A 25,568-nucleotide genomic window follows, 5' to 3' on the forward strand; every position below is an offset into this window, starting at 1 on the left:
ACAATACCGGGATTTTTTATTCCCGGACAATAACGTTTATTCACTTTGATATTCCATTTCGTTCATACAGAACCAAACGGCTACAACTGCTGGCTCAAACCAATCAGCAGATCTTTCAAAGCCTTACGTTCGTCGACGCTACCGCCGATGTTGATTTGTGCTACCAGTCGTTCGATCTGAAGCTGCGGCCCAGACACTTCGGGCAGGTTCAGGTGCTCCGGCAGGATTTCGTCACCGGTACTGACCAACAGCGCAAAGTGAATGACGTTTTCCAGCTCGCGGGTGTTGCCCGGCCAGCTGTGGCGCTCCAACAGGTGCTGCGCCGCTTCGCTGATCAACGGCACCGGCAGATCCAGGCGCTGGCTGTAGATGCCGAGGAAATACTCTGCCAGCGACAGGATGTCGCCAATCCGCTCGCGCAGGGCCGGCAGTTCCAGCTGTCCTTCGCTGAGGTAGTGGTAGAGCCGTTCGTGGAATTTTCCGGCGTCCACCGCTTGTGCCAGATCGATGCTGGTGGCTGCGACCAACCGCACATCCACCGGGCTTGGCTGATGTGCGCCGACGCGGGTGACTTCATGATTTTCCAGGGCGGCGAGCAGTTTGATCTGGATCGGCAACGGCAGATCGCCGATCTCATCGAGGTACAAGGTGCCGCCGTTGGCCGAACCGAACCAGCCGGCCCGACTGCTCGCCGAACCTGTATAGCTGCCGGCGGCATAGCCGAACAGCTCGGCATCGGCGTAGGTCGGGCTGATCGCGCCGCAATTGACCGAGACGAACAGACCGCTGCGATCACTGGCACGGTGGATGTGACGGGCGAGCAATTCTTTACCGGTGCCGGTCTCGCCGCGGATCAATACCGAGATGGCACGCGGCGCCAGGTGCTCAAGTTCTTCGCGCAACTGGCGGGACCGGGGATCGACGAAAACCAGCGCCTTGGCGCGGATGCTCAGGGGACTTTTTTCCGCATCGGGAAAGGTCAGCAACGGCTGACCGAACGTTTCGAAACTCATGGCAGACTCCCGCCCAGAACCGCCGGCAGACGGGGGCGTTCAGAAAAGAAAAAGGTTCAAGCGCGACGCCGGGCGTGGTGTTCCATGCGGTTTTGCAGGCGATACAGATAAGCGAAACCCTGCTCCCAGCGCTGATGCCCGGACTTGACGTTGATGTGCCCCGCCCCGGCAAGAATTCCCGCCTCGGCGCCCCAGTTGCGCGCCAGCTCAAGAGCGCGCGGGGCGCTGACGGCGGCGTCGTTGTCGGAACTGACCACCTGGCTCGGGAACGGCAACAGATCGGTCGGGATCGGCGCGAAATTGCGCAACGCAGGCGCGCAGGCCGGACGCTCGACATCGGCAGGTGCGACCAGCAACGCACCGCGCACCTGACGCAGGTATTGCACAGGCGCGGTAGCCGCCCAATGTGCAACGGTGATGCAACCCAGGCTGTGAGCAATCAGGATCACTGGCGTGCTGTCGGCAGCAATCGCTTCGGCCAGCGCCGCAACCCAGTCTTCACGGCGCGGCGTCAGCCAGTCGGCCTGCTCCACGCGTGCGCTGTTGGGCAGACTGTTCTGCCAGTGGGTTTGCCAATGATCTTCTGGCGATCCTTGCCAGCCCGGCACAATCAGATAGCGGATTGATTCGTTGCGCATGGGGAGCTCTCCTGCGTCGTGTCTGTTCCTGGTCGAGTATAGGGACGGGATTTATATTCGTTAAGGAATAAGAAGCTATTTATTAAGACCTAAAAGAAATATCAGTTGCCTTGTGTAGGAGCTGCCGAAGGCTGCGATCTTTTGATCTTGTTCTTAAAAGCAAAATCAAAAGATCGCAGCCTTCGGCAGCTCCTACAGGGATCGCGAGTGGGTTAAAACCGGGATAAAAAAGGGCCGCACCCTGCCAAGGAGACGGCCCCGGAAAACGTAAATCCTGTTACCGCGCGGTGATCACCGACAATTTGGTAATCCCTGCCCGCTCGATCGAAGCCATGGCCCGCGCCACTTCGCCGTAGTTCACCCCGTCGTCGGCCTGCAATTGCACGCGCACTTCCGGGTCCTTGGCCTTGGCCGACTTGAGGTTGAATTCCAGCAAGTCCGGCTGGATTTCATCCTTGTTGATAAACAGTTTTCCGGCACCGTCGATGCTCACCACCAGCGGATCTTTCTGCTCGACCGGCGCCACCGCTTCGGTTTTCGGCAGGTTGATCGGGATCGCGTTGGTCAGCAGCGGCGCGGTGACGATAAACACCACCAGCAGCACCAGCATCACGTCCACCAGCGGCGTCACGTTGATCTCGCTCAGCACCTCGTCGCTGTCTTGCGTGGAGAAGGCCATATCAGGACGCCTCCTTCACTTTTGTTGCGTTGCCCGGCGCCGCTACCTTGTTTGCAGTCGGGTGGATCAGCACACGGAACGCACTCTTCTGCGCCAGGCTGTAGAAGTCGTGGGCGAAGTCATCCAGATCCGCCGCCGTCAGTTTCAGACGCCGCAAAAAGTAGTTGTAAACCAGCACCGCCGGCACTGCGACCGCGATCCCCACTCCGGTGGCAACCAGTGCCGCACCGATCGGACCGGCAACTGTTTCCAGGCTCGCCGAGCCTGCCGCGCTGATGCCTTTGAGCGCTTCCATGATTCCCCACACCGTGCCGAACAGACCGATGAACGGCGAGGTGCTGCCAATACTCGCGACGACCGCCAGACCGGTTTCCAGCGAACGCCGTTCGCGGACGATCTGCTGGCGCAAGGCACGCTCAAGGCGATCCTGATGGTTGATCGCCTGACTCAGGTCATTGGCCTGTGGCGCTTCGCCGACCTGGATCGCCGCATAACCGGCCTGCGCCACCCGAGCGGCAGCGCCGGGTTGGGTTTCGCTCAACTCGGCGGCGGAGTCGAGACTCGACGCCGCCCAGAAACGTTTATGAAACTTGCGATCCTGCGCCTTCAGACGACCGAACTGCACAGCCTTGAGCAGCGCCAGTCCCCAGGTGGCAACGGAAAAAACCACCAGCAGCCAGATCACCGCGCTTTCGATGGATTCCAGTGGAGAGGCCAGTAACGTCATGATGTATTCCCTCGTGTGTGGGAGCCGAGCTTGCTCGCGATGGCGGTTCCAGACACACCGCGAGAATAAAGTCAGCTGATTACCAATTAATGAATCTTGAAATCGATGGGCACGCTGACCCAGCCGTCCTGGGCGACATCACCCTGCTTGGCCGGCACAAAGCTCCACTGCTTGACCGCGCTTAGCGCCGCATCGTCGAGTTGCTGCCGACCGCTGCTTTTCTGAATCTGGATCTCACCGGGCTTGCCGTTGGCCAATACGTGCACCCTCAGCATCACCGTGCCTTCCCAGCCGCGACGCTGGGCCAGCGATGGATATTCCGGCGCCGGGTTCTTCAGGTACGCCGCGTTGGCCGAGGCCGGTGTCACTGGCGCGGGAGCCGGTGGCGCGGGCGGTGCCGGCGCCGCGACCGGAGCGGCCGGTTGTGGCGGCGCCGGAGGTTGCTCGAGCGCTTTGGGTGCCGGTTTCGGCACCGGTTTGGCCACGGGTTTCGGCTTGGGCTTGGGAATCGGTTTGGGTGGCGGCGGCTTCACCGCCAACTCGTCTTCAACCGGCGGCGGTGGCTCAACCACCGGTACCGGTGGCGGCGGTTCGACCACCGGCGGCGCGGGTGGCGCCGGCCGCGAAAACTCGATGGTCATCGGCGGAATTTCCGGCGGCACGATCGGCAACGCCGGCGTCGGATGCTGGTTGATCCAGTAGATCACCGCACCGTGCACCAGCAGCGCCAGCACGCCGAGCAGAATGGTTTCACGGCGGCTCAGAATGCCCTTGGGCGCACGCTGCAAACGCAGCTGCCCCAGCGGCACACGATGAGGCCGGCCGAGATCGACCAATTCGCCACTCGGTGCCTGGCGCCACAGCACCTCCTGTGCACTGGTGGCGGTCTGGACATTGCCCATTGATTCACTCCCTGCGGTCTCTTTGCGAAGTACCCGACGGGTCGCCGCAAACATCCCCCGGGCGACCGGTCGTTGGGTGAATCATTAGAGCAATTGCTTATCTCCGAAAGTAACTTTTCTTGATGTGCTTAGTCTTTTTAAGAATATAAATTTCTGCCGAATGTCGCGAAGCCGCGGCCGGCAAGGGCTAGCGTCCGGGCGCAGATTTACAATGCTTTTCAAGCATTAAAAATATTCGGCGAAGGCATGCGAAAACCGTTCAATCCGGGCTTTTTCACGGCTCTTGTCGGACAAATTCCAGGCCGGTCAGCGCGACATCCCCTGACAGGTCGGCCGCACTACCCATTGCACGCAGGCGTGCATAGGTCTGATCGGCGGAGAACATTACCCACGCTTGTCGCCTGCCATCGGTCATCTGCGTGCTGAAGGTGATGGCGATCGTGCCTGTTGAAAAGCCGTGCTTGAAATGAAAATTACCAAACGCGAGCGGGTGGTCGATCCCGGACAGCGACAATGTGCCGGTGAAACTGCCGGTGCGGTCATCGCCCTCGGTCAGGGTCAACGTTGTCGCGGAAGGCTCGTGGCGATAAACGCCGTTGATCGTGGACATGTGCAGCATCCTTGCTTGGTTCATTTGAAGGGAGACAGCGGGCGCCTCAGGCATTGCGCAGCAAGTCACCGGGCAACGTGCTGACCGCACCGTCGTAGGTGACGCGCACGCAGTGGCCGCGCAGCTCGTGGGTGCCACGGCTTGGCGAAAACAGGGTCAAGGCGAAGTAACCGTGATCCTGGTTAGCTGCCAGGAGCGAAACCACGGTGGGAGGCTGATAGCCGTTGAGGCTGGAATAACGACCGTTGACGATGCTGTAGTTGACGCCTTCGTGATGCAACGTGCCACCGAAGACGCCGGTGCGATCATCGGAATCGACAATGGTCAGAGAGGGACCATCAAGGGTATTGGAATAAAGTCCGTTTTGCATGTACGCATCCTGATCGAGTGATGAAGTTCGCAGCGAGCTTAGAATCAAGTACAAGCAAGCTCTGTCATCCAAAGGAAGTACGATAGACATGAAAACGACTTATTGAGTGTAAGAAAAAGCCGCCGAGCTTAAATAGCGCGGCGGCTTTTTGTGACTCCAGATTACTGTTTGATAAATTCTCCAGCCAGCCCCACAACATCACCATCAAAGTTGGTACGCGAACCCACCGCACGAACTTTCGAATAGTTGTGATCCGGCGAGAACAGCGTCCAGGATTGATAACCGGTGCCGTCATTCAGAGCCGCGAAGGTGATGATCGTAGGCTGCCCGGTGCTGTTCTGGAAATGGTAATGCCCGTAAGCGATGTCGTAGTTCACGCCGTTCTGGCTGAACTTGCCGCTGAAGGTGCCGTTGGAGTCGTTGCCATCGGTAATCGTCAGTTTGGCGCCAGCGTTAGCGTTTACATAATTGCCATTAATGCTCGACATAACGAGATTTCCTTTATCGTTGGATAAGTGTCTTCCGATGAGAGCAAGTTTCCTCCTGGAAACTCACGACACTCAGGATGGTTGGCCATTCACTTATTGTCCACGTGACTTTTCAACGAAATTGCAATAAGCACTATTCATCTCCCACATAACTTATCGCCATTCATTCGAGCATTAATTCCTTTTCAACTAACGACTGGCGCTGACTTGTTGCGCGGACGGTGTCGGGGCGACAACCGCGGTCTCGGAACGCGGGGTTCCGGCCGGCACCCAGTCATAATTCACCGGCAACGCCCGATAGACCCAGTTGCTGATCGCGTCACTGCCCGGCGCTTTGCCCAGATACGGGCTGACGTATTCCCAGACGTTTTCACCGCTGGCCGTGATCTGGAAGAACCGCCCGTTCATACCCTCGTCGATCAGCGTATTACCGTTGGGCAAACGCCGCGCGCTGCTGATGAACGAACTGTAGAAGGCCCACCCCGGCTGCTTCGAATTCGCCGCACTGTACTGCCAGACAATTTCATTTTTCAGCGGATCGATTTCCAGCACCCGCGAACCGGAAATCAGCCCGAGGGTGACGTTCGGATACCCCGCCGAACCCTGGTTGTCGAACACCAGCAGGTTGCCCGCGCCGGGCAGCCCGGCCGGGATGATGTGCGCGTCGTGCTGGCCAACGAATTGATCGACCGGACGCGGCAGTTTCTGCGCGGTTTTCGGGTTGATCAGCGGCAGGTTCGGACCGAGGCGCCAGACCACTTTGCCGCTGTGCTTGTCGATGATCGCGATGAAGTTGGCGTTGCGTGAATCAAGCAACAGGTTGTCCGGGTTAAAGCGTTTGTCACCGGCATCGAACCACTTGTTCGGCCCGACCACGCTGAGGTTGTTGATGTGCAGGTAATCCGGGTTGTCGCTGGCGCGTACCAGCATCAATTGCTCCGGGGTGAAACCGAATTCGTTCAGGTGTTCCGAGGCCAGCCACTGCCATTTCACCTGCCCGTCGGGGCTGACTTCATAGATCGCATCGTCGATCACCTCGGGCACTTTGAAGCCTTTGACCTGATGCACCTTGTTCGCCAGCACCACGGTGTTGCCGTTGCTCAGGCGCCGCTGGTCATGGTGTTGCTGCGCCGCGCCACCGGGCGCCTTGTCGCCCCATTGCCAGACGACTTTACCGTTCCAGTCCAGTTCGCCGACGCTCTGATTGCCCAGGCCATTACCGGCGGAGCCGAGCTTGCCCGGATCCTTGTCGCTCAGTTGCAGCAGCACATGCCCGCGCTCGCCGCCGACCAGTTGCGGGTCGATGATCGCCGAGGGGAAACCCGCCTGCGGCCAGGTTTTCACCTCGTTGCCGTTCATGTCGATCAGGTGCGTCTGCTTGTCGGCGCCACTGAAGATCACGTACTGGTTGAACGCCTTGTCCGGGTCATAACGGGTGACGCCGGTCGGGTACACGCTGGGGGCGGCGAGCGCCCCGGTGCTTGACACTGCGCCGGATAACAACAGGGCTAAAGCGGTTTTGCCTGGCAACATGATGCAGCTCCTTGAATGACAGATCAGAAGTCGTAGCGACCGGTAACGCCGAGGGTGCGCGGCGTACCGAGCAGGCCTTCATAACCGCCGTTGCCGCCGGTCCACAGGGTCGTGTAGTAGGTCTTGTCGAAGGCGTTTTTCAGCCATAGCGAAACGTCCCACTGGCCCTGATTGAAATCACCGCGCAGACCGGTGGACAGGTTGACCACCGCGTAGCTCGGGATCTGCCCGTAGTCGGAATCTTCGACCGTGCCCACCGCTTTCGAGCGGAACGCGTAGCTGGCGGTGACGTAGGGTTCGAAGCCGTTGGCCAGATTCCATTTATATTCGCCGTTGGCGTTGCCGATCCATTTGGAAGCGCCGACCACCTGGTGGCCGCTGAGATCGCAGGACGCCGGTGCGCCCGGGGCCTGGCTGATTTCCGGCGGGCATGGCGCATCTTTGTACGAGAGGTAGCTGACGTCGTTGTACGAGCCGTTGAAGTTCAGCGTCAGGCCGCGTAACGGGATCACCGTGCTTTCGAATTCGACGCCGCGCGAGCGCACCGAGCCGGCATTGGTCAGGTATTGCACGCGGTTGACGTCGTCGTAGGCGTTGGTCTGATAGGCGTTGACCTGAGTCCAGAACACGTTGGCGTTCAGCTGCAGACGCCGATCCCACAGGGTGCTCTTGAAGCCGAGTTCGGCGTTGTTGGCGCGCTCGGTGCCGATCAACAACGAGTCGGCGCCAGCGGTTGGCGCTGAACCCACCGCGAGGTTCACGCCACCGGATTTTTCGCCGTGGGACAGCGTGGCATAACCGAGCAGATCATCGGTGATGCGGTAGCTGAGGTTGAGCAACCCGGAGGGGCTTGAGCTGTACTGGTTGAGATCGCCGGAATCGTAGGCGCCAGTGCGTCCGCGTCGTGCAGTGGCCGCGGCACCGGTCACCGCAGCGCCACCGACTGGTGCATCGCGAGTGACCCAGGCGGTTTTTTCTTCATAGGTGCCGCGCACCCCGGCGGTGAAATCCAGGCGCTCGGTCAGGTGCCAGGTGCCTTGGGCGAACAACGCGAAACTGTCGGTCTTGATATGGCCGTTGCCCACGCTGTCAACGTTGGCCAGTGCACCCCGTGGCGTGCCGTTCCAGATGTCGGCCTGCGGGCCGTAATAGGCGAAGGATTTGTTGTCCAGATCCGATCCGAAGTAGTACGCGCCTACCACGTAATCGAAGAACTCGCCCTTGGGCGAGGCCAGGCGAAATTCCTGCGAGTACTGTTTGTCCTCCACCGAGACACCAGCGTTGTAGGTCGCCGCGACGTTGAGGCCATCGTCGTTGGCCGGGGTGAAATTCCAGAAGCGGTAGGAGCTGATCGAGGTCAGGGTGAAATCGCTCGGCAGCGTCCAGTTGGCCTCCACCGACGTGCCGCCCTGATGCACGGTGACGTGCTGGTCGTTGTCCAGATTGACCTTGCGGTGCGAGCCGTTGACCAACGTCGCACCGGCGGCATCGGCCCGCGACTGGTACAGGTTGACGCCATTGATGGTCGGCCCGGTGTTGTACAGCACGCGGGTGCCGGCGCTGGAGTCCTCTTCGTTGTAATCGCCGATCCAGCGCAGGTTGAAGTCTTCGTTGGGCTTGAACAGCAACTGCGCGCGGAAGCCATCGCGCGAGCCACCGTTCAAATCATGGCCGTTGTATTCGTTCTTGATGTCGCCGTCGCTGCGGGTGCGATAGGCCGAAAAACGTCCGGCCAGCTCATCGTTGATCGGCCCGGAAATGGTGCCCTTGGTCTGGAAATAACCGTCCTCGCCGAACGAGGTTTCGATGCTGCGCTCAGGGGTGAAGGTCGGCGCGCGGGTGCTGATGTTGATCACCCCGGCGGTGGTGTTCTTGCCGAACAGCGTGCCCTGCGGCCCGCGCAGGACTTCGAGCTGTTCGATGTCCATCAGGTCGAACACCGCCATCCCCGGACGGCCCAGATACACGTTGTCGATGTACAGACCGACACTGCCCTCCAGACCGTCGCTGGCCGGGTTGTTGCCGAGGCCACGAATCGACACGCTGGACTGGCGCGCATGCATGTAGGCGACGTTGACGCTCGGCACCAGTTGCTGCAAATCCTGAATCCGGTAAACCCGCTGTGTCTCCAGAGTCTGGCCGCTGACCACGCTCATCGGCGTTGGCACATCCTGCGAACTTTCTTCGCGGCGGCGGGTGGTGACGGTCACGGTCTCCAACTGCGAGCTGTTGGCCGCAGGCTTGCCGGCGGTAGCCGGTGGCGGGGTGTCGGCGTCGGCGGCGTAGCTGTGAGTCCAGCTGGCACTCCCCGCCAGCAACAGGGCCAGAGGCAGGCGTTTGAGCCGTCGTGGCGTTAAGGGTGACGCAAGGTTCAACGGACTCATGGCGCGGCTCCTGGTCAAAAAACACACAGTCAACTTTTGCGCTGTATATTCTTTAAAGTTATTTATTTATGTTTTTACAAAGATTTACTGCATAAGAGATTGCCTTTATAAGGAGTCGACCTAATGCATATCCAATGCATTTCCCGGATATTTTTTATGTGAAAAATGCATATCGACTTGCGCCAACTTCGACACTTCATCGCCCTCGCCGAACAACGCAGCTTCGTCGCCGGCGCGCAGGCGGTGAACCTGTCGCAGTCGGCGTTCAGCCGCAGCATTCAAGCGCTGGAACACAGCGTTGGCTGCCAGTTGGTCGATCGTGGACGCAAGGATCTGCCGCCGACCAAGCAGGGCCAGGTGTTGCTCGAACATGCACGGCGACTGGTCAGCGGTGCGCAGCAGATGGCCAACGAGATCAGTCAGTTCAATGGTCTGGAAGCGGGCGAACTGCGCTTCGGTTGCGGCCCGGCGCCGGCAGCCGGATTGATCCCGCGCGCCATCGGCGCGTTCATCGGGCGCTACCCGAAAGCGCGGGTGCAATTTCAGGTCGATGACTGGCAGAGCCTGAGCAAACGCCTGCTCAGTGAGGAATTCGAATTCTTCGTCGCCGACACCCGACACTTCGAGGCCGATCCGGATTACCTCACCTATCGGTTACGCCCGCGCAAATGGCATTTCTGCTGCCGTGCCGGGCATCCGTTGGCGGCGTTTGAACGGGTCTCGGCCGAGCAGCTGATGAGTTATCCACTGGCGGTGAGCATTCGTCCGCCGAACCTGCGCAAGGTCATCGTCGACCTCAGCGGCCGCCCGGACTTCACGCCGAATGTGGAATGCGAAAACAGCTCGAGCCTGCTCAGCGTGGTGCTGCGCTCGGATGCGATCGGGATTGTCGGGGCGTATTCCGATGCGCTGCATCAGGCCAAGGGTGAGCTGGTGTGTTTGCGGATCGAGGGTCTGGCGGATGATCTGGAAGAGCTGTACACCCGCTACGGGATTGTCAGTCGGGCGGGGTATCGGTTGTCGCCGCTGGCCGAGGCGATGATTGAGCAGATCAAGGCGATTGATGCGGTGGATGATGAGGTGTGTTCGCTGGAGAATTTTGCCGTCTGAGCCACCCTCTTCGCGAGCAAGCCCGCTCCCACATTTGGAATGCGTACTCCTGTGGGAGCGGGCTTGCTCGCGAAGGCGTCGCCACTCACACCGATGCATCCACTGCATAAAACCCATTCCCCAAATGCACTTGCCGAACACCCCCGCCGAAAGCGACAACCCTCGCCTGTCTTTCTGACCGGTGAACCCCATGCCCAACCCGCAAAACCCTGTGCGCAACGTGCTGTACATCATGTGCGATCAACTGCGCCGCGATTACCTGTCCTGCTATGGCCATCCGCATCTGCACACGCCAAACATCGATCGCCTGGCCGCCGCCGGCGTACGCTTCAGCCGTGCCTACACCCAGGGCACGATCTGCGGCCCGTCGCGGATGTCGGCCTACACCGGGCGCTACGTCAGCAGCCATCAGGTCGCATGGAACGCCGTGCCATTGCCGCTGGAAGAGCTGACGATCGGTGACTACCTGCGGCCCCACGGCATTCGCACCGCGCTGGTCGGCAAGACCCACGCCACGGCCAATGTCGATGCCCTGCAGCGACTGGCGATCAACCCGGACAGCGCGCAGGCCGAGGTGCTCAACGAGGTCGGTTTCGAACCGTACTTTCGCCACGACGGAATCTTCCCCGACGACCCGCTGTTCGACGACAAGCGCGAATCCGCGCCCTACACCCATTATCTGCGCGAGCAGGGTTTCGACGGGCGCAATCCCTGGCACGACTGGGCCAACGCCGCCGAAGGTGAGAACGGCGAAATCCTCAGCGGCTGGCACATGCGTCATGCGCATTTGCCAGCGCGAATTCCCGAGCAGTTCTCTGAGACTGTCTACACTACTAATCGAGCCATCGACTTCATCACCGAGCAAGGTGATAAATCCTGGTGTTTACACCTCTCCTACATCAAACCGCACTGGCCCTACATCGTACCGGCGCCATACCACGCCTTGTACAGTACGAAATCGATTCTCGAAGCGGTCCGCGCGACGCCCTCCGAAGCCAGCAAACACCCCGTATACACGGCGTTTCGTCAACATGAGGAAAGCCTCAACTTCTCCCATGATTCAGTACGATTGAATGTAATCCCTACCTACATGGGCCTGATCAAGCAGGTGGATGACCAACTCGGGCGGCTGTTCGATTTTCTGCAGAGCAACGGACGTTGGGATGACACGTTGATCGTGTTCACCAGCGATCACGGCGACTTTCTCGGCGACCACTGGCTGGGCGAGAAGGAGTTTTTGCTGGAGCAAGCGGTGGGCGTGCCATTGATCGTGCGCGACCCGCGCGCGGCGGCGGATATCACTCGGGGTACGGTGGATGAGCGGCTGGCGGAAACCATTGATGCGTTGCCGACGTTTCTCCAGGCCCTGGGCTTGCCGGGGGCCGAGCATCGCCTGGAAGGACGCTCGCTGATCCCGCTGCTGCACGGCAAACATCCCGACTGGCGCGGCTACGCGATCAGCGAATACGACTACGCCTTCCAGGCCCCGGCGCGCGAGCGACTTGGCCAGCCGATCGACCGCTGTCGCATGACCATGGTGCGCAGCGAGCGCTGGAAATACCTGGCGTACGACGGCTTCCGGCCGCAACTGTTTGACCTGTTGAATGATCCGCAGGAGTTGCGCGATCTGGGTGAGGATCCGGCGTACGCGGCGGTGCGCGAAGAGCATGCGGGGTATCTGTTCAAGTGGGTTCGCGGGTTGAAGCGGCGGACCACGATCAGTCATCAGGAAATTGATTTGCGCGGGCAGCGGTTTCGCTATGGCGAGCCTGAGACCGAGAAAGTCGTGCAGATTGGCGTTTGGTGAAAGAGCTTCGCGAGCAAGCCCGCTCCCACAGGGTTCTGTGTCGTTCACATCTACTGTGTTCAACACATTTCCACTGTGGGAGCGGGCTTGCTCGCGAAGAGGCCCGATCAGACGCCGACGAGCTCGGCACCTTTGATGGTTTGACTACGCTGCCCCGAAGCCCCCACCGGCACTTCCCCCTTGAGCGTCACCCGGCGCACGATACGGTCCTGGGTGCCGTAATCATCAATCGCATAATGCTGGGTCGAACGGTTATCCCAGATCGCCACGTCACCCGCCTTCCAGCGCCAGCGCACGGTGTTTTCCTGACGAATCACATGGCTCTGCAACAGGCCAAACAAGTGCGCCGAATCGGCCTGCGAATACCCCTTGATGCGTTTGACGAAGTGCCCCAGCAGCAAGCTTTTCTCGCCGCTGATCGGGTGGACGCGCACCACCGGGTGTTCGGTCTCGTAGACGGTCGAGGTGAAGATCTTGCGATAGCGCTCAAGCTTCTCCGGCGACACGTCCGGCTTGGCCCCGGCGTAGTCGTATTCGTTGCTGTGTACGGCGACCAGTTTGTCCGCCAGCTCGCGCAGTTCGGTCGGCAGTTCGTTGTACGCAGTCGCGGTGTTAGCCCACAGGGTGTCGCCACCGAAGGCCGGCGCCACCACCGAGCGCAGGATCGAGGCTTTCGGGTAGGCGTCGACGAAGGTCACGTCGGTGTGCCAGGAGTTGGCGCGCTGGCCTTCGGCCCCGTCCAGCTCCAGCAGATAACGCGTGCCCTCACGCACCGGTACGGTCGGATGCGCCACGGGCTCGCCGAGCAGATGGGCGAAGGCTTCCTGGCGCTGATCGTCGAGCTGGGTCTGCTCGCGGAAGAACACCACCTTGTACTGGATCAGCGCCTGCTGAATGGCTTCGACCGTGGCGGCGTCCAGCTCACCGGACAGGTGCACGCCACGAATCTCGGCGCCGATACGGCCGGCCACCGGGTGGATTTCCAGCGCGTGGACAGCGGGTTTTACAGCGAGTGCGGCATTGCTCATGGGTAGACCCTCATCGACTGCTTGCGGTTGGCGGCAGCGAAACATCGCTCTATCTATATTCCATTTACATCTAATAGATATTCACATGCTTCGTTGACGGAATAAGAGCTTGCATTTAAAACCTCAAGCAACCCTCGTCGCAAATGCCTTCGAGCTATTTTTAGGATGCCGGAAAAGCATATGGATCTTCGCCAGTTGCGCTACTTCATCGCCCTCAACGAACACCGCAGTTTTGTCCGCGCGGCAGACGCGATGGGCATCACTCAACCAGCGTTCAGCCGCAGCATTCAAGGGCTGGAGCAAGAGTTCGGCTGTGTGCTGGTGGATCGCGGCAACAAGGATCTGCGCCCGACGCCCGAAGGCCAGGTGGTGCTGCAACACGCCCTGACCCTGGTGCAAGGCGCGGCGCTGCTCAGCGCCGAAGTGACGCAGATGACCAAGCTTGATGCCGGTGAGCTGCACTTCGGCTGCGGCCCGGCCCCGGCGGTGAAACTGGTGCCGGATGCGGTGGCGCAATTCATCAACGCGCACCCGAAAGTGCGCACCTGTTTTCAGGTGGATAACTGGGAAAAACTCAGCCGTGCACTGAGCCGTGAAGAGATCGAATTCTTCATCGCCGACATCCGCCACTTCGAAGCCGATCCGAACTTCCAGACCCAGGCCCTGACGCCCAAGCGCGGCGTGTTTTTCTGCCGGCCCGGGCACCCGCTGCTGGCCAAGGAAAGCCTGTCGACCAACGACATGTTCGACTACCCGCTGGCGACCACGCTGATCCCCCCGGGGATTCGCAAACTGCTGGCGAACCTCAGCGGCCGGATCGATTTTTCCCCGACCATCGAGACCGAGCACTTCCCGGCGCTGGTGAAAGTGGTGCTGCAATCGAATGCCATCGGCATCGGTACGGAAGAAGCGTTTTACGAGGACATTGCCCAGGGTTCACTGGCGCTGCTGCACTGGCGCAACCTGCCGCAGAATCTGGAGAGCATGAATGCACGCTGCGGGATTGTCAGTCGTACCGGGTTTCGTTTGTCGCCGGCAGCGCGGGCGATGATCGAGACGCTGGTGGCGGTGGACAAGCAGGAAGTCAGCGTCGCGGTTTGAGCACGCCTTCGCGAGCAAGCCCGCTCCCACAGGGGACCGTTGTGAATACAAAATCTGTGTTCACTGAAGATCCTTGTGGGAGCGGGCTTGCTCGCGAAGAGGCCCGTCCAGACACTGAAGATTCAGAGCTTGGCCGCCGCCAGTTCAGGCGCCACCCAATCGCTGACCTTGAACGGCTTGCGAATCAGCTTCTGCTGCGCCGCCAGATCCACCGAGTCCTGCAATTTGCCGAGGAATACCGGGTCCAGCGTCGACGGGAACACTTCGCTGAGTTTCTGATCCTGCAGGTCCTGGGTCAGGATCACCGGTGGATAACTTGCCAGCCCCGACACCAGCTGCACGTAGGCATCCTTGTTGCTGTCCTGGGTCAGCCAATCCACCGCCTGCTGCTGCGCCTTGAGCAGTTTCGCCACGACCTCCGGATGCCCGTCGACAAACTTGCCGGCCCCTACCAACACCGATTGCACGCTACCGGCGCCCCCCAGGTCCTTGGTGTTGAGCGGCAATTCGGCCAGCCCCTTGCTCTGCAAAGCGGCCAGACCTGAGCTGCCCCACGACGCATCAATCTGCTTGGCCGCCAGCGCGGCGGTGGCCCCGCTGAAGTCGAGATTGATCACCTTCAGATCCTTCTCGCTCAAGCCTTGACTGGCCAGCGCCGCATCAAACGACAACTGGGTGGCGGTGCCCCGGAAGATCGCCACGCGCTTGCCTTTCAGATCCTGCAGGGTCTTGATCCCCGACCCCGGCACCACGCCCAGATACTGTTTCACCCCGCGCGCACTGGCGCTGAGCAAACGTGTGTCGAGGCCATTGGATTTGCCGATGATCGCCGCGAGGTCGCCCAGATACGCCAGATCGACCTGACCGTTGGCAAACGCCTCGTTGATCACCGGCCCGGCGCCCTTGAAGAAGCTCCATTGAATCTTGATGCCCTGATCGGCGAAGGCTTTTTCGAAGATCTGCCGATCACGCAGCACGTCCACCACACCGCCGCCGCTGTGCTGGGTGCCGGCGCTCAGGTCGGGCACGGCGATCCTGATTTCCTTGAGCTCGTCGGCCTGCGCGGTAAACGCCAGCAGGCCCGCCAATGCCGGGATGGCAAACAGACTGAAGACTCGTTTGAAGGGAAGGTTCATGGGTGCGGCTCCTTGATCACGACGGGCGTTGAGGAGCCGAAAGTAGGCCGAAGCATGAACTTCGCTTAAATACTATAAATGCACATTTTTATAGCTTTTGACGCTAAGCAAGCAACGACGCGGGTTGCAGCGGCGTATGCATTAACAGCATCGAAAATATTCTTCGAATGCATTGGATGCGCGTCGGGCTGCAGGCCTTAAATGGTCTGGCTTATCTCTCAATAGAATTGATTTGAATTTTTATAGATCGAATTTGCATATACCGCTAGCCAAATGTGGGAGCGGGCTTGCTCGCGAAGGGGTCGCGTCATTCGCCATCACCGGCGCCTGACACTGCGCCTTCGTGAGCAAGCCACTCCCACCAAGCCAAGCGGTTCGCCATGCAACCCGACAACGGAGGTCACCCATGGCCCGTGATTCCCTGCTCAGTCTGCCACTGCCGGCGCCGCCACTGAAAAGTCGGCGCGCGTGGCCGAGCCTCAACCAACGTCTGTTGCCATGGCTGCTGCCGATCAGCCTGTTCGCTTTGTGGTGGCTGGCCGCACGCAATCAATGGATGAGCGAGCAGATCCTGCCGGCGCCATCGCTGGTGTGGAACAGCGCCATCGAACTGTCCCAGGGCGAGCTGTGGAGTCATTTGTGGATCAGCCTGCAACGCCTGCTCTGGGGCTTGTTGGCAGGGATCTCTGCGGGCGCGCTGCTGGGTGCTGCGCTGGGCTTCAGCCGGCGTCTCGAACGCCTGGTTTTCCCCACGTTCGCCGGTCTGGCACAAGTGCCGACGCTGGCTTGGATTCCGCTGTTCATGGTGTTTTTCGGCATCGGCGAAGTGCTGAAACTGGTGGTGCTGATCAAGGCCATCGTGGTTCCGGTGACCCTGCACACCTTGGTCGGCGTTCGTGATGCGCAACCGAAACTACGCGAAGCCGCGGCCGTATTACGCCTGCCGTCTTACCTGCTGATCCGGCGCCTGGTGCTGCCCGCTGCACTGCCGGCGTTCATGGCCGGCGTGCGTCTGGCCCTGGCTGCTGGCTGGACTTCCTTGCTGGCGGTGGAGTTGCTGGCGTCCAGCGAAGGCATCGGTTACCTGATGGTCTGGGCACGGCAACTGTTCATGCTCGACATCGTGTTCGTGTGCATCGTGGTCATCGGTGTGCTCGGTGTAGCGATGGATCGCGGCATCGGTTTTCTCGACCGCAAACTGGTGCACTGGCCGCACCCCGCGACTGCGGAAATCCGCCGTGGCCCGCGCTATGAAGGCTGGCAGCGGCTGCAACCGTGGCTGCTGCCACTGGGCCTGATTGGCGTCTGGCAAGTGGCGAGCGATCAGCAGTGGGTCGATGCGAACATCCTGGTCAGCCCGCTGGCGGTGCTGGACACGACCAGGAATGGTCTGCTCGACGGTACGCTGATCAGCGGCATGGCGTTGAGCCTCGGTCGTACCCTTGGCGGCTTGCTGCTGGGCGGCGGACTTGGTTTCGCCCTCGGCTTGCTGTTGGGGCTTTCACGTACCAGCGAACGGCTGCTCGGCCCGACCCTTGCCGCCATTCGCCAGATCGCGATTTTTGCCTGGGTGCCGCTGCTCACCGCGTGGTTCGGCTTGGGTGAATTGGCGAAGTGGGTGTTCGTCGCCCTCGCCGCGTTTTTCCCGCTGTTCATCGCCACCCAGCGCAGCGTCGCCAACCTCTCGCCACAACTCAACGAGGCCGCGCAGGTATTGCGTTTGAGCCTCGGTCAGCGTCTGCGCCGACTGGTGCTGCCGGGTGCGGCGCCGGGGATTTTCGCCGGACTCAGGCTGAGCCTGATCTACGCCTGGCTCGGCACCATCGGTGCCGAATACTTCATGCCATCCAACGGCGGCATCGGCAGCCAGATGATCGGCGCCCAACAACTGCTGCGCATGGACCTGATCATGGCCGGGATGCTCCTGGTCGGCCTGACCGGCGCCCTGCTCAACCTCATCGGCCAACGCCTGGAAATTCGCGCCACTCGCTGGAGACACGCATGAACGCACCGATTGTCAGCTTCACCCACGTAGGCAAATCCTTCGACGTCGACGGTTTCGAACTGGAGGCGATTCGCGAATTCAATCTCGACATCGCCGAGGGCGAATTCGTCGCCATCGTCGGCTCCAGCGGCTGCGGCAAATCTACCTTGCTGCGCTTGCTGGTGGGTCTGGATACGCAGTTTCGCGGGCAGATCAGCGTCGATGGCAAAGCCGTCAGCGGCATCGGCGGCGAGCGTGGCATCGTGTTTCAGGAGCACCGTTTGTTTCCGTGGCTGACGGTGGCCGACAACATCGGCCTCGGCCTGGTCAACGAACCATTGAGCGCCGCTGAAAAGCAGCAGCGCATCAACGATTTCATCGATCTGGTCGGCCTGCGCGATTTCACCCGCGCCTATCCGCACCAGCTCTCCGGCGGCATGGCACAGCGCGTGGCGATTGCTCGCGGGCTGGTCGCCAGCCCACGGATCCTGTTGCTCGACGAACCGTTCGGCGCCCTTGATGCGTTGACCCGTCAGCAAATGCAGGACGAGCTGCTGGCGATCCGCGGCCGGGCAAAAATCACCACGATCCTCGTCACTCACGACGTCGAAGAAGCGATCTTTCTTGCCGACCGCGTGGTGGTGATGGAGCCGCGTCCGGGGCGGATCAAGCAAGTGGTCGATATCGCCCTGCCGCACCCGCGTCAGCGCAGCAGTTTCGACTTCCATCAGTTGCGTGAAGAGCTGCTGCACGAACTGACCAGTGACGACCATTACCAACCGAGCCTGCCGGTACAGATCCGCGATCTGCCGCTGTCGTTCATTGCCTGCTGAGAGGAGCTTTTCGATGCCGCAACGCCCCAACTTTCTGGTGATTCTGGCCGACGATCTCGGCTTCTCCGACATCGGCGCGTTCGGTGGCGAAATCGCCACGCCGAACCTCGATGCCCTGGCCAACAACGGCCTGCGCCTGACCGATTTTCACACCGCGCCGACCTGCTCGCCAACCCGCTCGATGCTGCTGACCGGCACCGACCACCACATCGCCGGCATCGGCACCATGGCCGAAGCGCTGACCCCGGAGTTGATCGGCAAACCGGGTTACGAAGGCTATCTCAACGACCGCGTTGTGGCCCTGCCCGAGCTGCTGCGCGAGGCCGGTTACCAGACGTTGATGAGCGGCAAATGGCACCTCGGCCTGACCGCTGAACTGGCGCCGCAGGCTCGCGGTTTCGAGCGTTCGTTCTCGCTGCTGCCGGGTGCGGCCAACCACTATGGTTTCGAGCCGACTTACGATGAACACACGCCTGGCCTGCTGAAATCGACGCCAGCGCTGTATATCGAAGACGACACCTTTGTCGACGAATTGCCCAAGGATTTCTACTCGTCGGACGCCTTCGGCGACAAGCTGCTGCAGTACCTCAAGGAGCGCGATCAGAGCCGGCCATTCTTCGCCTACCTGCCCTTCTCCGCACCGCACTGGCCGTTGCAGGCACCGGCCGAGGTGGTCGAAAAATACCGTGGCCGCTACGACGCCGGTCCCGAAGTCTTGCGCCTCGAACGCCTGGAAAAACTCAAGGCGCTGGGGCTGATCGAGCCGGATGTCGAGCCACATCCGCTGATTCAACTGAATGCGCAATGGGACGCGCTGAGTGATGAGCAACGGCAGATTTCCGCGCGGGCCATGGAGGTCTACGCGGCCATGGTCGAGCGCATGGACTGGAACATCGGCCGGGTGGTGGATTACCTGCGCCAGCAGGGCCAACTCGATAACACCTTCATCCTGTTCATGTCCGACAACGGTGCCGAGGGCGCACTGCTGGAGGCGTTTCCCAAGTTCGGCCCGGAACTGCTGACCTACCTCAATCAGCATTACGACAACAGCCTCGACAACATCGGCCGCGCCAATTCCTACGTCTGGTACGGGCCGAGCTGGGCGCAGGTGGCGACCGCGCCGTCACGGCTGTTCAAGGCGTTCACCACCGAAGGCGGGATTCGCGTGCCGGCGCTGCTGCACTATCCGCAACTGCCGCTCAAAGGGCAGATCAGCCACGGTTTCGGCACGGTGATGGACGTCACCCCGACCATTCTCGATCTGGCCGGCGTGCGCCATCCGGGCAAGCAATGGCACGGCAAACCGGTGGCGCCGCTGCGCGGTAAATCGTGGCTGGGCTTTTTGTCCGGCGAGACGGCGCAAGTGCACGACGAGCACACCGTCACCGGTTGGGAATTGTTTGGCCGCCGGGCGATTCGCCAAGGGTCGTGGAAAGCGGTGTGGATCCCCGGGCCGGTGGGGCCGGCGACCTGGCAGCTTTATGATCTGAGCAGCGATCCGGGAGAGATTCATGATCTGGCGGCGAGTCAGCCGGACAAGCTCAACAGCTTGATCGGGCATTGGCAGCAGTATGTGGAGGAGACCGGGGTGATTCTCAGTGCTTCGCCATTTCAGCCGGATTGAGGTTGCCTGATCCGGTGCCTTCGCGAGCAAGCCCGCTCCCACAGTTGGAATGCGTTCCCCTGTGGGAGCGGGCTTGCTCGCGATGAGGCCCGCAAATTCACCATCAAGCCTGAGCCGTACGCGCCTCCTCCGCTACCACTTCATCCCGACGAACAAACCGGTTCGCCCGCCCAAACGTGCCGAAATCATTGAACCGAACGCCCATCTCGCGCATCACCTTGTGCGCCACCGGCACGGTCATCTGCCGGATGTAAAACGGTTCCTTCACCACAAAATGGTGAATCCCGTGGCTGCTGCCGAAGTTGAAGCAGAACGCCTGCAACGGCCACAACCACCACGGGTTCAACACCTGGCATTGCTGCAGCACATTGCCCGCCTCGATGTCGCCGTAGTAATGCATGTTCGAGCTGATGAAGTGCAGGCAAAACGTGCGCAGCACGTTGGGGCCGATGATCACCACCGCCGCGATGTCGATCACCTGCATCACCGACAGCGTGGTTGCCGACCATTCAATCGGCGAGCCCATAAGGTAGGCGATGCCATTCGCCGCATGAAAACCGAGGAACACGTACCACGCGGCCCAATGCACCAGCGCCAGCGGCGCGTAGACCTTCAGGCTGCGTTTGATGATGCTGAATTTGTGCGCCCAGGTCTTGGCTCGCAGCATGCGGATGAACGCCGACATCACGTTGTCGCCGACCATCAGCAAGCGCGCAAAACCCCATGGTTCGCCGTTGGTGATCGCCCGCTCCTCCATGTCGGTTTCGGTGCCGGAGACCTTGTGGTGATTGAGGTGCAGGTGGCGGCGGATCCACGGATTGATCGTGCTCGGCCGCGCCAGCCACACCAGGCCCATCATCAGGTTGTGCGGCACCCGTTGTTTGCGGAAATACATGCTGTGGATCAGGTCGTGTTCCAGCTCATGGGTCAAGGAGGCGAAAAACGCATTCAGCAGCAGGCACACCCACCACGCCATGTGGCCAGTGATGTACAGCGCCGCCGAGCCGATCATCCCGGCCAGGGCGAGGGCCAGAATGCCGGCGCCGAGGGCATCCTGATGCTGCAGAATCGGGTAGCGCTCACGCAGTTCGACACCCTTGGCCAGCACCACTTCGCGAATATGCGCTGATCGCTGGGCAGCATTGTGTCGCGGGGGACTTGCAGAAGTACGGTCCATGCTTCCATCCTCTGGTTATTGATGTTCGCATCCTGCCTTGCGAAAGCTTTATTGATGATAGCCGTGAACGCCAACCTGTTGACCGGAAGCGCCAATCAGCATGAAGGAACCGACTTCTCTCGCCAGCTGGACCCGTGCCTTGCGCAAGCAACTCGATGCGCTGGGGCTGGACAGTCTCGGCCTGTGCCAGCAGGCCGGGCTCGACCCGCAGTTGATGGACGACCCGAACGCACGTTATCCGTTGTCCGGCACCACACGCCTGTGGCAACTGGCGGTGCAGTTCAGCGGGGATCCGGCGATCGGCCTGCGAGTGTCGCGGTTCGTCAGCCCGACCACGTTCCATGCGCTCGGTTACGCGCTGGTGGCCAGCGGCAGCCTGCGTGAGGTATTCGAGCGCATCGTGCGTTATCACCCGGTGGTCAGCGATGCGCTGGAACTGGAACTGAGCCGCAGCGATGACCGTTACCTGTTCCGTCTGAAAATTCCGTCAGGCAATCCGGCGCCGGCCTTCGAAGCCATCGACGCGTTTGCCGCGATCTACGTGCGCACCTGCCGCAATCGCCTGGGGCGCGACTACGCGCCGCTGGCGGTATACCTGCGTCGCCCGGAACCGTCCGATGCACATCAGTGGCACAAGGTATTCCGCGCCCCGGTGCATTTCTCCTGCGCCGAAGATCGCCTGGAGTTCGCCCTCGCCGACTTCGACAGTCACCTCGACGACGCCAACCCGGAATTGGCCGAACACAACGAAGCGGTGCTCAAGCGCACCCTGGCCCAGCTCAAACCGCTGACCTGGGAACGCAAGGTGCGCGATGCCATCGAGGAGCAACTGCCCGAAGGCGAACCCAGCGCCGAACGCATTGCACAGGCCTTGCACCTGAGCCTGCGCAGCCTGCAACGGCACTTGGCGGATGAAGGCTGTCGCTTCGACACGCTGCTCAACGAGAGCCGCGAGAATCTGGCGCTGCTGCACCTGCGCGATCCGCATTGTTCGTTGAGTGAAGTCAGCTACCTGCTGGGGTTTTCCGACACCAGCAGCTTCAGCCGCGCGTTCAAGCGCTGGACCGGGATGACGCCAGGGCAGTTTCGCGATCAGTTGCGCTGATTGATCCGGAATTGGTGCTGAAGCAACTGGCCTCTTCGCGAGCAAGCCCGCTCCCACAGTGTCCGTGTCGTACCCAAAACTCATGTACACCCGATAAACCGGTGGGAGCGGGCTTGCCCGCGAAGGCGCCAGTCAGATCACCTCAAAACCCAGCTCAAACACAGTCCCAGTGACATCACTGCTCACCCGCACCCGCCCGCCATGCAATTGCATGATCGACTGCACGATCGCCAGCCCCAGCCCACCGGAATCCCCAGGCTGCGCCCGTGCAGGGTCGACGCGATAGAAGCGGTCGAACAGTTTGCCCAGATGTTCTGGCGCGATGACGGGACCGTGGTTGTGTACCTGCAACCAGCACACGCCCGGCTCATCGCGGCGGCGCAGACTGATCAGCGTGCCTTCATCGGCGTGGCGCACCGCGTTGGCCAGCAGATTACCGAGGGCGCGTTGCAGCAGTTGCTGGTCGGCCAACAGTTCGCCGTGCAGCTGGTTTTCCAGGTGCAACTGGCGATCATCGGCCAAGGCTTCGAAGTAATCGCACAGCTCGCTGCCGACGCTGTGCAGATCCAGCACTTGCAAGTCGAGCGCGCGCTCTGCCTGTTCGGCGCGAGCAAGGAACATCAGGTTCTCGGCCATGCGCTTGAGGCGTTCGAACTCTTCCATGTTCGAAGCCAGCAGCTCCTGATACTCCGCCGTGCTGCGCGGGTGATTCAGCGCCTGGCCGTTGCTGGCGAGCAAGGTGTGCAACGGTGTGCGGATCTCGTGGGCCAGATCGGCAGAAAACTGCGACAGCCGCTGCACGCTGTCGTCCAGCCGCGCGAGCATGCCGTTGAGCGCCTGCACCGGTTCGAGCAGTTCGGCCGGGGTGCCGCTGGCGGGCAGTCGCTGGTGGAGACTGCGCAGATCAATCCCGCGCACCGCCGCGCTTAACTGGCGCAACGGTTGCAGACCACGGCGCAGCAGCACCAGGCCCAGCGCGAACGCCTGCAACGCGCCCAGCCCGACGGCCAGATACAAGCGCAAGCGATAACTGGCGAGCATCTGTTCACGTTCAGTGAGCACCTTGCCGGCGATCACCGTCAGCGGTTCGCCGCTCGGCCCTTGGGCTTCACCGGACAACAGCGCCAACTCGGCGCCGTCCGGCGCTTGCCAGGTCAGCACATCGCGGCGCTGTGGCGTTTGCTCGCGCGGGATTGCGTTCAATGGCGGTAGGTCGCGCTGGCGCGGGTTGATCGCGATCACGTTCGAGCCATCGGCCCGCCGCACCAGCAACAGGCTGTCGAGGTTACCGAGCATGTTCTGGTACAGCCGTGGCCGCGCCTGCAAGGCGCCGAGGCTGTCGCTGTCGGCGAGCAAGGCGCGCACCTGCTCCAGTCGACCGAGCAACGCGAGGTCGTCGCGGTAGGCGATTTCCGAGGCCAGCGAGCGGTAGAGAAACACGCCAATCACGCTCAACACCAACGCGCAAACAATCGCGAACGCCAGCGCCAGGCGCCAGGCGATCGACTTAGAGCGCATCGTCCGGCGCTTCCAGTTGATAGCCGACGCCGCGCACGGTGTGGATCAGTTTCGGCATGTACGGGTCATCGACCTTGGCCCGCAAACGCCGCACCGCCACTTCGACCATGTTGGTGTCGCTGTCGAAATTCAGGTTCCACACCTGCGAGGCGATCAGCGTGCGCGACAACACTTCGCCCTGGCGGCTGGCGAGCAGTTGCAGCAGGGCGAATTCCTTGTTGGTCAGGGCAATGCGCTGACCGCCGCGACTGACCCGACGCCGTAGCACGTCGATTTCCAGATCGGCGATGCTGTAGGACTCGGCCTCGCGCAGCGGCCCGCGCCGCAGCAACGTGCGCACCCGCGCGAGCAATTCGGCGAAGGCGAAGGGTTTGAGCAGGTAATCATCGGCGCCCAATTCGAGGCCGCGCACGCGGTCTTCGATGGCGTCCTTGGCGGTCAGGAACAACACAGGGGTGGCGCCGCGCTGGCGGATCAGTTGCAGCAGCTGCCAGCCATTGAGGCCCGGCAGCATCACGTCGAGGATGATCAGGTCATATTCCTGCTGCTCGATGAAATAGCGCCCATCGAGACCATTGAGCGCCACGTCCACGGCAAAACCCGATTCGCCCAGGCCCTTGGCCAGGAAATTCGCGGTCTTTGCTTCATCTTCTACGACCAGCAAACGCATGGCACACCTCAATTGATCAGGCACACAGGCTAGGCGCCTTCGGCCCGATTGCCCATTACAAACTTGTAATCCGACTGACGGGGTTCTGACGAAGAGCGGCGGCTAAGGTGATGTCCTTCGCTTTTGGAGCCTGTCCATGACCGTCAAATACCTTGCAGCGAGCCTCGCCCTCGGCCTCAGCGTCAGTGTTTTCGCCGCCCCTGAACTGCCGCGCCACGCTGACCTCGATCTGAAAACCGCACGCCTGCTGGCCGACTCGGCGCTGAGCAACTGCACCGCCACGGTATCGGTGCTCGACCGTGGCGGCAACCTGCTGGTGACCCTGCGCGGCGACGGCATCGGCCCGCACAACACCGCTGCCAGCCAGCGCAAGGCCTACACCGCGCTGTCGACGAAAACCCCGACCCGGCTGTTCGCCGAGCGCGCCCGCAGCAATCCGGAAACCGCCAACCTCAACACCCTTGATGAGCTGCTGTTGCTCGGCGGCGGGATCCCGTTATTCGCCGCTGATGAACTGGTCGGCGCTATGGGCGTGGCCGGCTCCGGCGGCGGCGAGCAAGACGAAAGCTGTGCCATCAAAGCCGCCGAAAGGGCCGGCCTGACCCTGACCCGTTCGCAATAAGGAGACTGACCATGACCACCCTGCGCATGACCTTCGCCGCACTCGGCCTGAGTGCCTTCTCCAGCCTGGCGCTGGCCGCCGGCAACCCGCTGAGCGTGCACGTGCTCAACCTGGAAAACGGCCTGCCCTCACCGGGCGTCAACGTGACCCTGGAAAAACACGTCGGCCAGAACTGGCAGCCACTGGCCCAGGGCACCACCAATGAACAGGGGCGCATCGCCGAACTGTTCCCGGCCAAACAGCCTTTCGAGGCGGGCGAATACCGGGTGGTGTTCAAGACCGGCGAGTATTTCGAGAAGAACAAGCGCGAGACGTTTTTCCCGGAGATTCCGGTGATTTTCCAAGTGAAGCAGACTGACCAGCACTACCACATCCCGCTGCTGCTCAGTCCTTACGGGTTCTCGACCTATCGCGGCTCCTAGAAACAACAGCGATCAGAGGTGGGAGCGGGCTTGCTCGCGAAAACGGTCTCTCCATTTATGATGTGCTTGGGTTCCCCACACCCTCTC

At 61.2% G+C, this 25,568-nt stretch carries 24 protein-coding genes; 9 read left to right on the plus strand and 15 right to left on the minus strand.

The genetic code is table 11. The features are described from left to right. Positions 1-80: 80 nt before the first annotated feature. The 10 genes from AC27VU_RS08340 to AC27VU_RS08385 all read right to left on the minus strand — a co-directional run bounded on the left by AC27VU_RS08340 (position 81) and on the right by AC27VU_RS08385 (position 9,344). On the minus strand, positions 81-1,013 hold the full coding sequence (locus AC27VU_RS08340; RefSeq protein WP_003220574.1) for a sigma 54-interacting transcriptional regulator: 933 nt from the start codon (positions 1,011-1,013) through the stop codon (positions 81-83). Between the two features lie 56 nt (positions 1,014-1,069). After that, entirely contained in the window at positions 1,070-1,651 is a 582-nt protein-coding gene (locus AC27VU_RS08345; RefSeq protein ID WP_003220572.1) for an alpha/beta hydrolase, read from the minus strand. A gap of 277 nt (positions 1,652-1,928) precedes the next feature. Further along, positions 1,929-2,330, minus strand: coding sequence for an ExbD/TolR family protein (locus tag AC27VU_RS08350; protein WP_003220570.1), 402 nt, complete (start codon positions 2,328-2,330; stop codon positions 1,929-1,931). A 1-nt stretch (position 2,331) separates the two neighbouring features. After that, positions 2,332-3,057 carry a MotA/TolQ/ExbB proton channel family protein gene (locus AC27VU_RS08355; protein ID WP_003220564.1) on the minus strand — a complete coding sequence of 242 codons (726 nt, stop codon included), beginning with the start codon at positions 3,055-3,057 and terminating at the stop codon, positions 2,332-2,334. A gap of 86 nt (positions 3,058-3,143) precedes the next feature. Then, positions 3,144-3,959 carry an energy transducer TonB gene (locus AC27VU_RS08360; protein WP_488723853.1) on the minus strand — a complete coding sequence of 272 codons (816 nt, stop codon included), beginning with the start codon at positions 3,957-3,959 and terminating at the stop codon, positions 3,144-3,146. A 274-nt stretch (positions 3,960-4,233) separates the two neighbouring features. Next, complete coding sequence (locus tag AC27VU_RS08365) at positions 4,234-4,569, minus strand: hypothetical protein (RefSeq protein ID WP_003220559.1); 336 nt, start codon at positions 4,567-4,569, stop codon at positions 4,234-4,236. A gap of 46 nt (positions 4,570-4,615) precedes the next feature. Next, complete coding sequence (locus tag AC27VU_RS08370) at positions 4,616-4,939, minus strand: hypothetical protein (protein ID WP_003220556.1); 324 nt, start codon at positions 4,937-4,939, stop codon at positions 4,616-4,618. A gap of 161 nt (positions 4,940-5,100) precedes the next feature. Continuing rightward, complete coding sequence (locus AC27VU_RS08375) at positions 5,101-5,427, minus strand: hypothetical protein (protein ID WP_003220553.1); 327 nt, start codon at positions 5,425-5,427, stop codon at positions 5,101-5,103. 189 nt (positions 5,428-5,616) lie between these two features. After that, the gene (locus AC27VU_RS08380) at positions 5,617-6,960 is read right to left on the minus strand and encodes an aryl-sulfate sulfotransferase (RefSeq protein ID WP_488723854.1); all 1,344 of its coding nucleotides are present in this window, start codon (positions 6,958-6,960) and stop codon (positions 5,617-5,619) included. Between the two features lie 23 nt (positions 6,961-6,983). Next, positions 6,984-9,344, minus strand: coding sequence for a TonB-dependent receptor (locus AC27VU_RS08385; RefSeq protein ID WP_488723855.1), 2,361 nt, complete (start codon positions 9,342-9,344; stop codon positions 6,984-6,986). Positions 9,345-9,509: 165 nt separating this feature from the next. Between AC27VU_RS08385 and AC27VU_RS08390 the strand changes: the two genes are divergently transcribed. Then, entirely contained in the window at positions 9,510-10,454 is a 945-nt protein-coding gene (locus tag AC27VU_RS08390) for a LysR family transcriptional regulator (protein WP_103520463.1), read from the plus strand. 190 nt (positions 10,455-10,644) lie between these two features. Next, on the plus strand, positions 10,645-12,261 hold the full coding sequence (locus AC27VU_RS08395; RefSeq protein WP_488723856.1) for an alkaline phosphatase family protein: 1,617 nt from the start codon (positions 10,645-10,647) through the stop codon (positions 12,259-12,261). A gap of 107 nt (positions 12,262-12,368) precedes the next feature. Here AC27VU_RS08395 and AC27VU_RS08400 read toward each other — a convergent pair whose 3' ends face one another. Further along, positions 12,369-13,289, minus strand: coding sequence for a TauD/TfdA dioxygenase family protein (locus AC27VU_RS08400; RefSeq protein ID WP_488723857.1), 921 nt, complete (start codon positions 13,287-13,289; stop codon positions 12,369-12,371). Between the two features lie 180 nt (positions 13,290-13,469). On the opposite strand from AC27VU_RS08400, the gene AC27VU_RS08405 reads away from it, so the two are divergent. Further along, complete coding sequence (locus tag AC27VU_RS08405) at positions 13,470-14,390, plus strand: LysR family transcriptional regulator (protein ID WP_045122247.1); 921 nt, start codon at positions 13,470-13,472, stop codon at positions 14,388-14,390. Between the two features lie 122 nt (positions 14,391-14,512). Here AC27VU_RS08405 and AC27VU_RS08410 read toward each other — a convergent pair whose 3' ends face one another. After that, on the minus strand, positions 14,513-15,526 hold the full coding sequence (locus AC27VU_RS08410) for an ABC transporter substrate-binding protein (protein ID WP_003220542.1): 1,014 nt from the start codon (positions 15,524-15,526) through the stop codon (positions 14,513-14,515). A gap of 406 nt (positions 15,527-15,932) precedes the next feature. Here AC27VU_RS08410 and AC27VU_RS08415 point away from each other — a divergent pair, with 406 nt between their 5' ends. Genes AC27VU_RS08415 through AC27VU_RS08425 form a run of 3 tightly spaced genes read left to right on the plus strand, consistent with a single transcriptional unit; the run spans position 15,933 to position 19,967 of the window. Continuing rightward, positions 15,933-17,531, plus strand: a complete 1,599-nt coding sequence (locus AC27VU_RS08415; RefSeq protein WP_488723858.1) for an ABC transporter permease — start codon at positions 15,933-15,935, stop codon at positions 17,529-17,531. Continuing rightward, on the plus strand, positions 17,528-18,343 hold the full coding sequence (locus AC27VU_RS08420; RefSeq protein ID WP_400506124.1) for an ABC transporter ATP-binding protein: 816 nt from the start codon (positions 17,528-17,530) through the stop codon (positions 18,341-18,343). The genes AC27VU_RS08415 and AC27VU_RS08420 overlap by 4 nt, the downstream gene beginning before the upstream one ends. 13 nt (positions 18,344-18,356) lie before the next feature. Then, a complete protein-coding gene (locus tag AC27VU_RS08425; RefSeq protein ID WP_488723859.1) occupies positions 18,357-19,967 on the plus strand; it encodes an arylsulfatase in 1,611 nt (536 codons plus the stop codon). Positions 19,968-20,070: 103 nt separating this feature from the next. Here AC27VU_RS08425 and AC27VU_RS08430 read toward each other — a convergent pair whose 3' ends face one another. Continuing rightward, positions 20,071-21,144 carry a fatty acid desaturase gene (locus tag AC27VU_RS08430; protein WP_488723860.1) on the minus strand — a complete coding sequence of 358 codons (1,074 nt, stop codon included), beginning with the start codon at positions 21,142-21,144 and terminating at the stop codon, positions 20,071-20,073. 100 nt (positions 21,145-21,244) lie between these two features. Between AC27VU_RS08430 and AC27VU_RS08435 the strand changes: the two genes are divergently transcribed. After that, positions 21,245-22,249 carry an AraC family transcriptional regulator gene (locus AC27VU_RS08435; RefSeq protein ID WP_488723861.1) on the plus strand — a complete coding sequence of 335 codons (1,005 nt, stop codon included), beginning with the start codon at positions 21,245-21,247 and terminating at the stop codon, positions 22,247-22,249. Between the two features lie 132 nt (positions 22,250-22,381). Here AC27VU_RS08435 and AC27VU_RS08440 read toward each other — a convergent pair whose 3' ends face one another. After that, positions 22,382-23,767, minus strand: a complete 1,386-nt coding sequence (locus tag AC27VU_RS08440) for a heavy metal sensor histidine kinase (RefSeq protein ID WP_488723862.1) — start codon at positions 23,765-23,767, stop codon at positions 22,382-22,384. Continuing rightward, a complete protein-coding gene (locus AC27VU_RS08445) occupies positions 23,757-24,437 on the minus strand; it encodes a heavy metal response regulator transcription factor (RefSeq protein WP_003220524.1) in 681 nt (226 codons plus the stop codon). Before AC27VU_RS08445 ends, AC27VU_RS08440 begins: the two co-directional genes overlap by 11 nt. A 136-nt stretch (positions 24,438-24,573) precedes the next feature. Here AC27VU_RS08445 and AC27VU_RS08450 point away from each other — a divergent pair, with 136 nt between their 5' ends. Next, positions 24,574-25,059: a GlcG/HbpS family heme-binding protein gene (locus AC27VU_RS08450; protein ID WP_488723863.1), complete on the plus strand. Its 486-nt coding sequence runs from the start codon at positions 24,574-24,576 to the stop codon at positions 25,057-25,059. An 11-nt stretch (positions 25,060-25,070) separates the two neighbouring features. Next, the gene (gene uraH / locus AC27VU_RS08455) at positions 25,071-25,481 is read left to right on the plus strand and encodes a hydroxyisourate hydrolase (RefSeq protein ID WP_097086822.1); all 411 of its coding nucleotides are present in this window, start codon (positions 25,071-25,073) and stop codon (positions 25,479-25,481) included. Positions 25,482-25,568 lie beyond the last annotated feature (87 nt).

The sequence above is a fragment of the Pseudomonas sp. 14P5.3.2 genome, from assembly GCF_057799175.1.

What these genes read in the sequence shown, in the direction of transcription:
- AC27VU_RS08340 (WP_003220574.1), bottom strand. Translation starts at nt 1,013, where the DNA reads ATGAGTTTCGAAACGTTCGGTCAGCCGTTGCTGACCTTTCCCGATGCG.
- AC27VU_RS08345 (WP_003220572.1), bottom strand. Translation starts at nt 1,651, where the DNA reads ATGCGCAACGAATCAATCCGCTATCTGATTGTGCCGGGCTGGCAAGGA.
- AC27VU_RS08350 (WP_003220570.1), bottom strand. Translation starts at nt 2,330, where the DNA reads ATGGCCTTCTCCACGCAAGACAGCGACGAGGTGCTGAGCGAGATCAAC.
- AC27VU_RS08355 (WP_003220564.1), bottom strand. Translation starts at nt 3,057, where the DNA reads ATGACGTTACTGGCCTCTCCACTGGAATCCATCGAAAGCGCGGTGATC.
- AC27VU_RS08360 (WP_488723853.1), bottom strand. Translation starts at nt 3,959, where the DNA reads ATGGGCAATGTCCAGACCGCCACCAGTGCACAGGAGGTGCTGTGGCGC.
- AC27VU_RS08365 (WP_003220559.1), bottom strand. Translation starts at nt 4,569, where the DNA reads ATGTCCACGATCAACGGCGTTTATCGCCACGAGCCTTCCGCGACAACG.
- AC27VU_RS08370 (WP_003220556.1), bottom strand. Translation starts at nt 4,939, where the DNA reads ATGCAAAACGGACTTTATTCCAATACCCTTGATGGTCCCTCTCTGACC.
- AC27VU_RS08375 (WP_003220553.1), bottom strand. Translation starts at nt 5,427, where the DNA reads ATGTCGAGCATTAATGGCAATTATGTAAACGCTAACGCTGGCGCCAAA.
- AC27VU_RS08380 (WP_488723854.1), bottom strand. Translation starts at nt 6,960, where the DNA reads ATGTTGCCAGGCAAAACCGCTTTAGCCCTGTTGTTATCCGGCGCAGTG.
- AC27VU_RS08385 (WP_488723855.1), bottom strand. Translation starts at nt 9,344, where the DNA reads ATGAGTCCGTTGAACCTTGCGTCACCCTTAACGCCACGACGGCTCAAA.
- AC27VU_RS08390 (WP_103520463.1), top strand. Translation starts at nt 9,510, where the DNA reads ATGCATATCGACTTGCGCCAACTTCGACACTTCATCGCCCTCGCCGAA.
- AC27VU_RS08395 (WP_488723856.1), top strand. Translation starts at nt 10,645, where the DNA reads ATGCCCAACCCGCAAAACCCTGTGCGCAACGTGCTGTACATCATGTGC.
- AC27VU_RS08400 (WP_488723857.1), bottom strand. Translation starts at nt 13,289, where the DNA reads ATGAGCAATGCCGCACTCGCTGTAAAACCCGCTGTCCACGCGCTGGAA.
- AC27VU_RS08405 (WP_045122247.1), top strand. Translation starts at nt 13,470, where the DNA reads ATGGATCTTCGCCAGTTGCGCTACTTCATCGCCCTCAACGAACACCGC.
- AC27VU_RS08410 (WP_003220542.1), bottom strand. Translation starts at nt 15,526, where the DNA reads ATGAACCTTCCCTTCAAACGAGTCTTCAGTCTGTTTGCCATCCCGGCA.
- AC27VU_RS08415 (WP_488723858.1), top strand. Translation starts at nt 15,933, where the DNA reads ATGGCCCGTGATTCCCTGCTCAGTCTGCCACTGCCGGCGCCGCCACTG.
- AC27VU_RS08420 (WP_400506124.1), top strand. Translation starts at nt 17,528, where the DNA reads ATGAACGCACCGATTGTCAGCTTCACCCACGTAGGCAAATCCTTCGAC.
- AC27VU_RS08425 (WP_488723859.1), top strand. Translation starts at nt 18,357, where the DNA reads ATGCCGCAACGCCCCAACTTTCTGGTGATTCTGGCCGACGATCTCGGC.
- AC27VU_RS08430 (WP_488723860.1), bottom strand. Translation starts at nt 21,144, where the DNA reads ATGGACCGTACTTCTGCAAGTCCCCCGCGACACAATGCTGCCCAGCGA.
- AC27VU_RS08435 (WP_488723861.1), top strand. Translation starts at nt 21,245, where the DNA reads ATGAAGGAACCGACTTCTCTCGCCAGCTGGACCCGTGCCTTGCGCAAG.
- AC27VU_RS08440 (WP_488723862.1), bottom strand. Translation starts at nt 23,767, where the DNA reads ATGCGCTCTAAGTCGATCGCCTGGCGCCTGGCGCTGGCGTTCGCGATT.
- AC27VU_RS08445 (WP_003220524.1), bottom strand. Translation starts at nt 24,437, where the DNA reads ATGCGTTTGCTGGTCGTAGAAGATGAAGCAAAGACCGCGAATTTCCTG.
- AC27VU_RS08450 (WP_488723863.1), top strand. Translation starts at nt 24,574, where the DNA reads ATGACCGTCAAATACCTTGCAGCGAGCCTCGCCCTCGGCCTCAGCGTC.
- uraH (WP_097086822.1), top strand. Translation starts at nt 25,071, where the DNA reads ATGACCACCCTGCGCATGACCTTCGCCGCACTCGGCCTGAGTGCCTTC.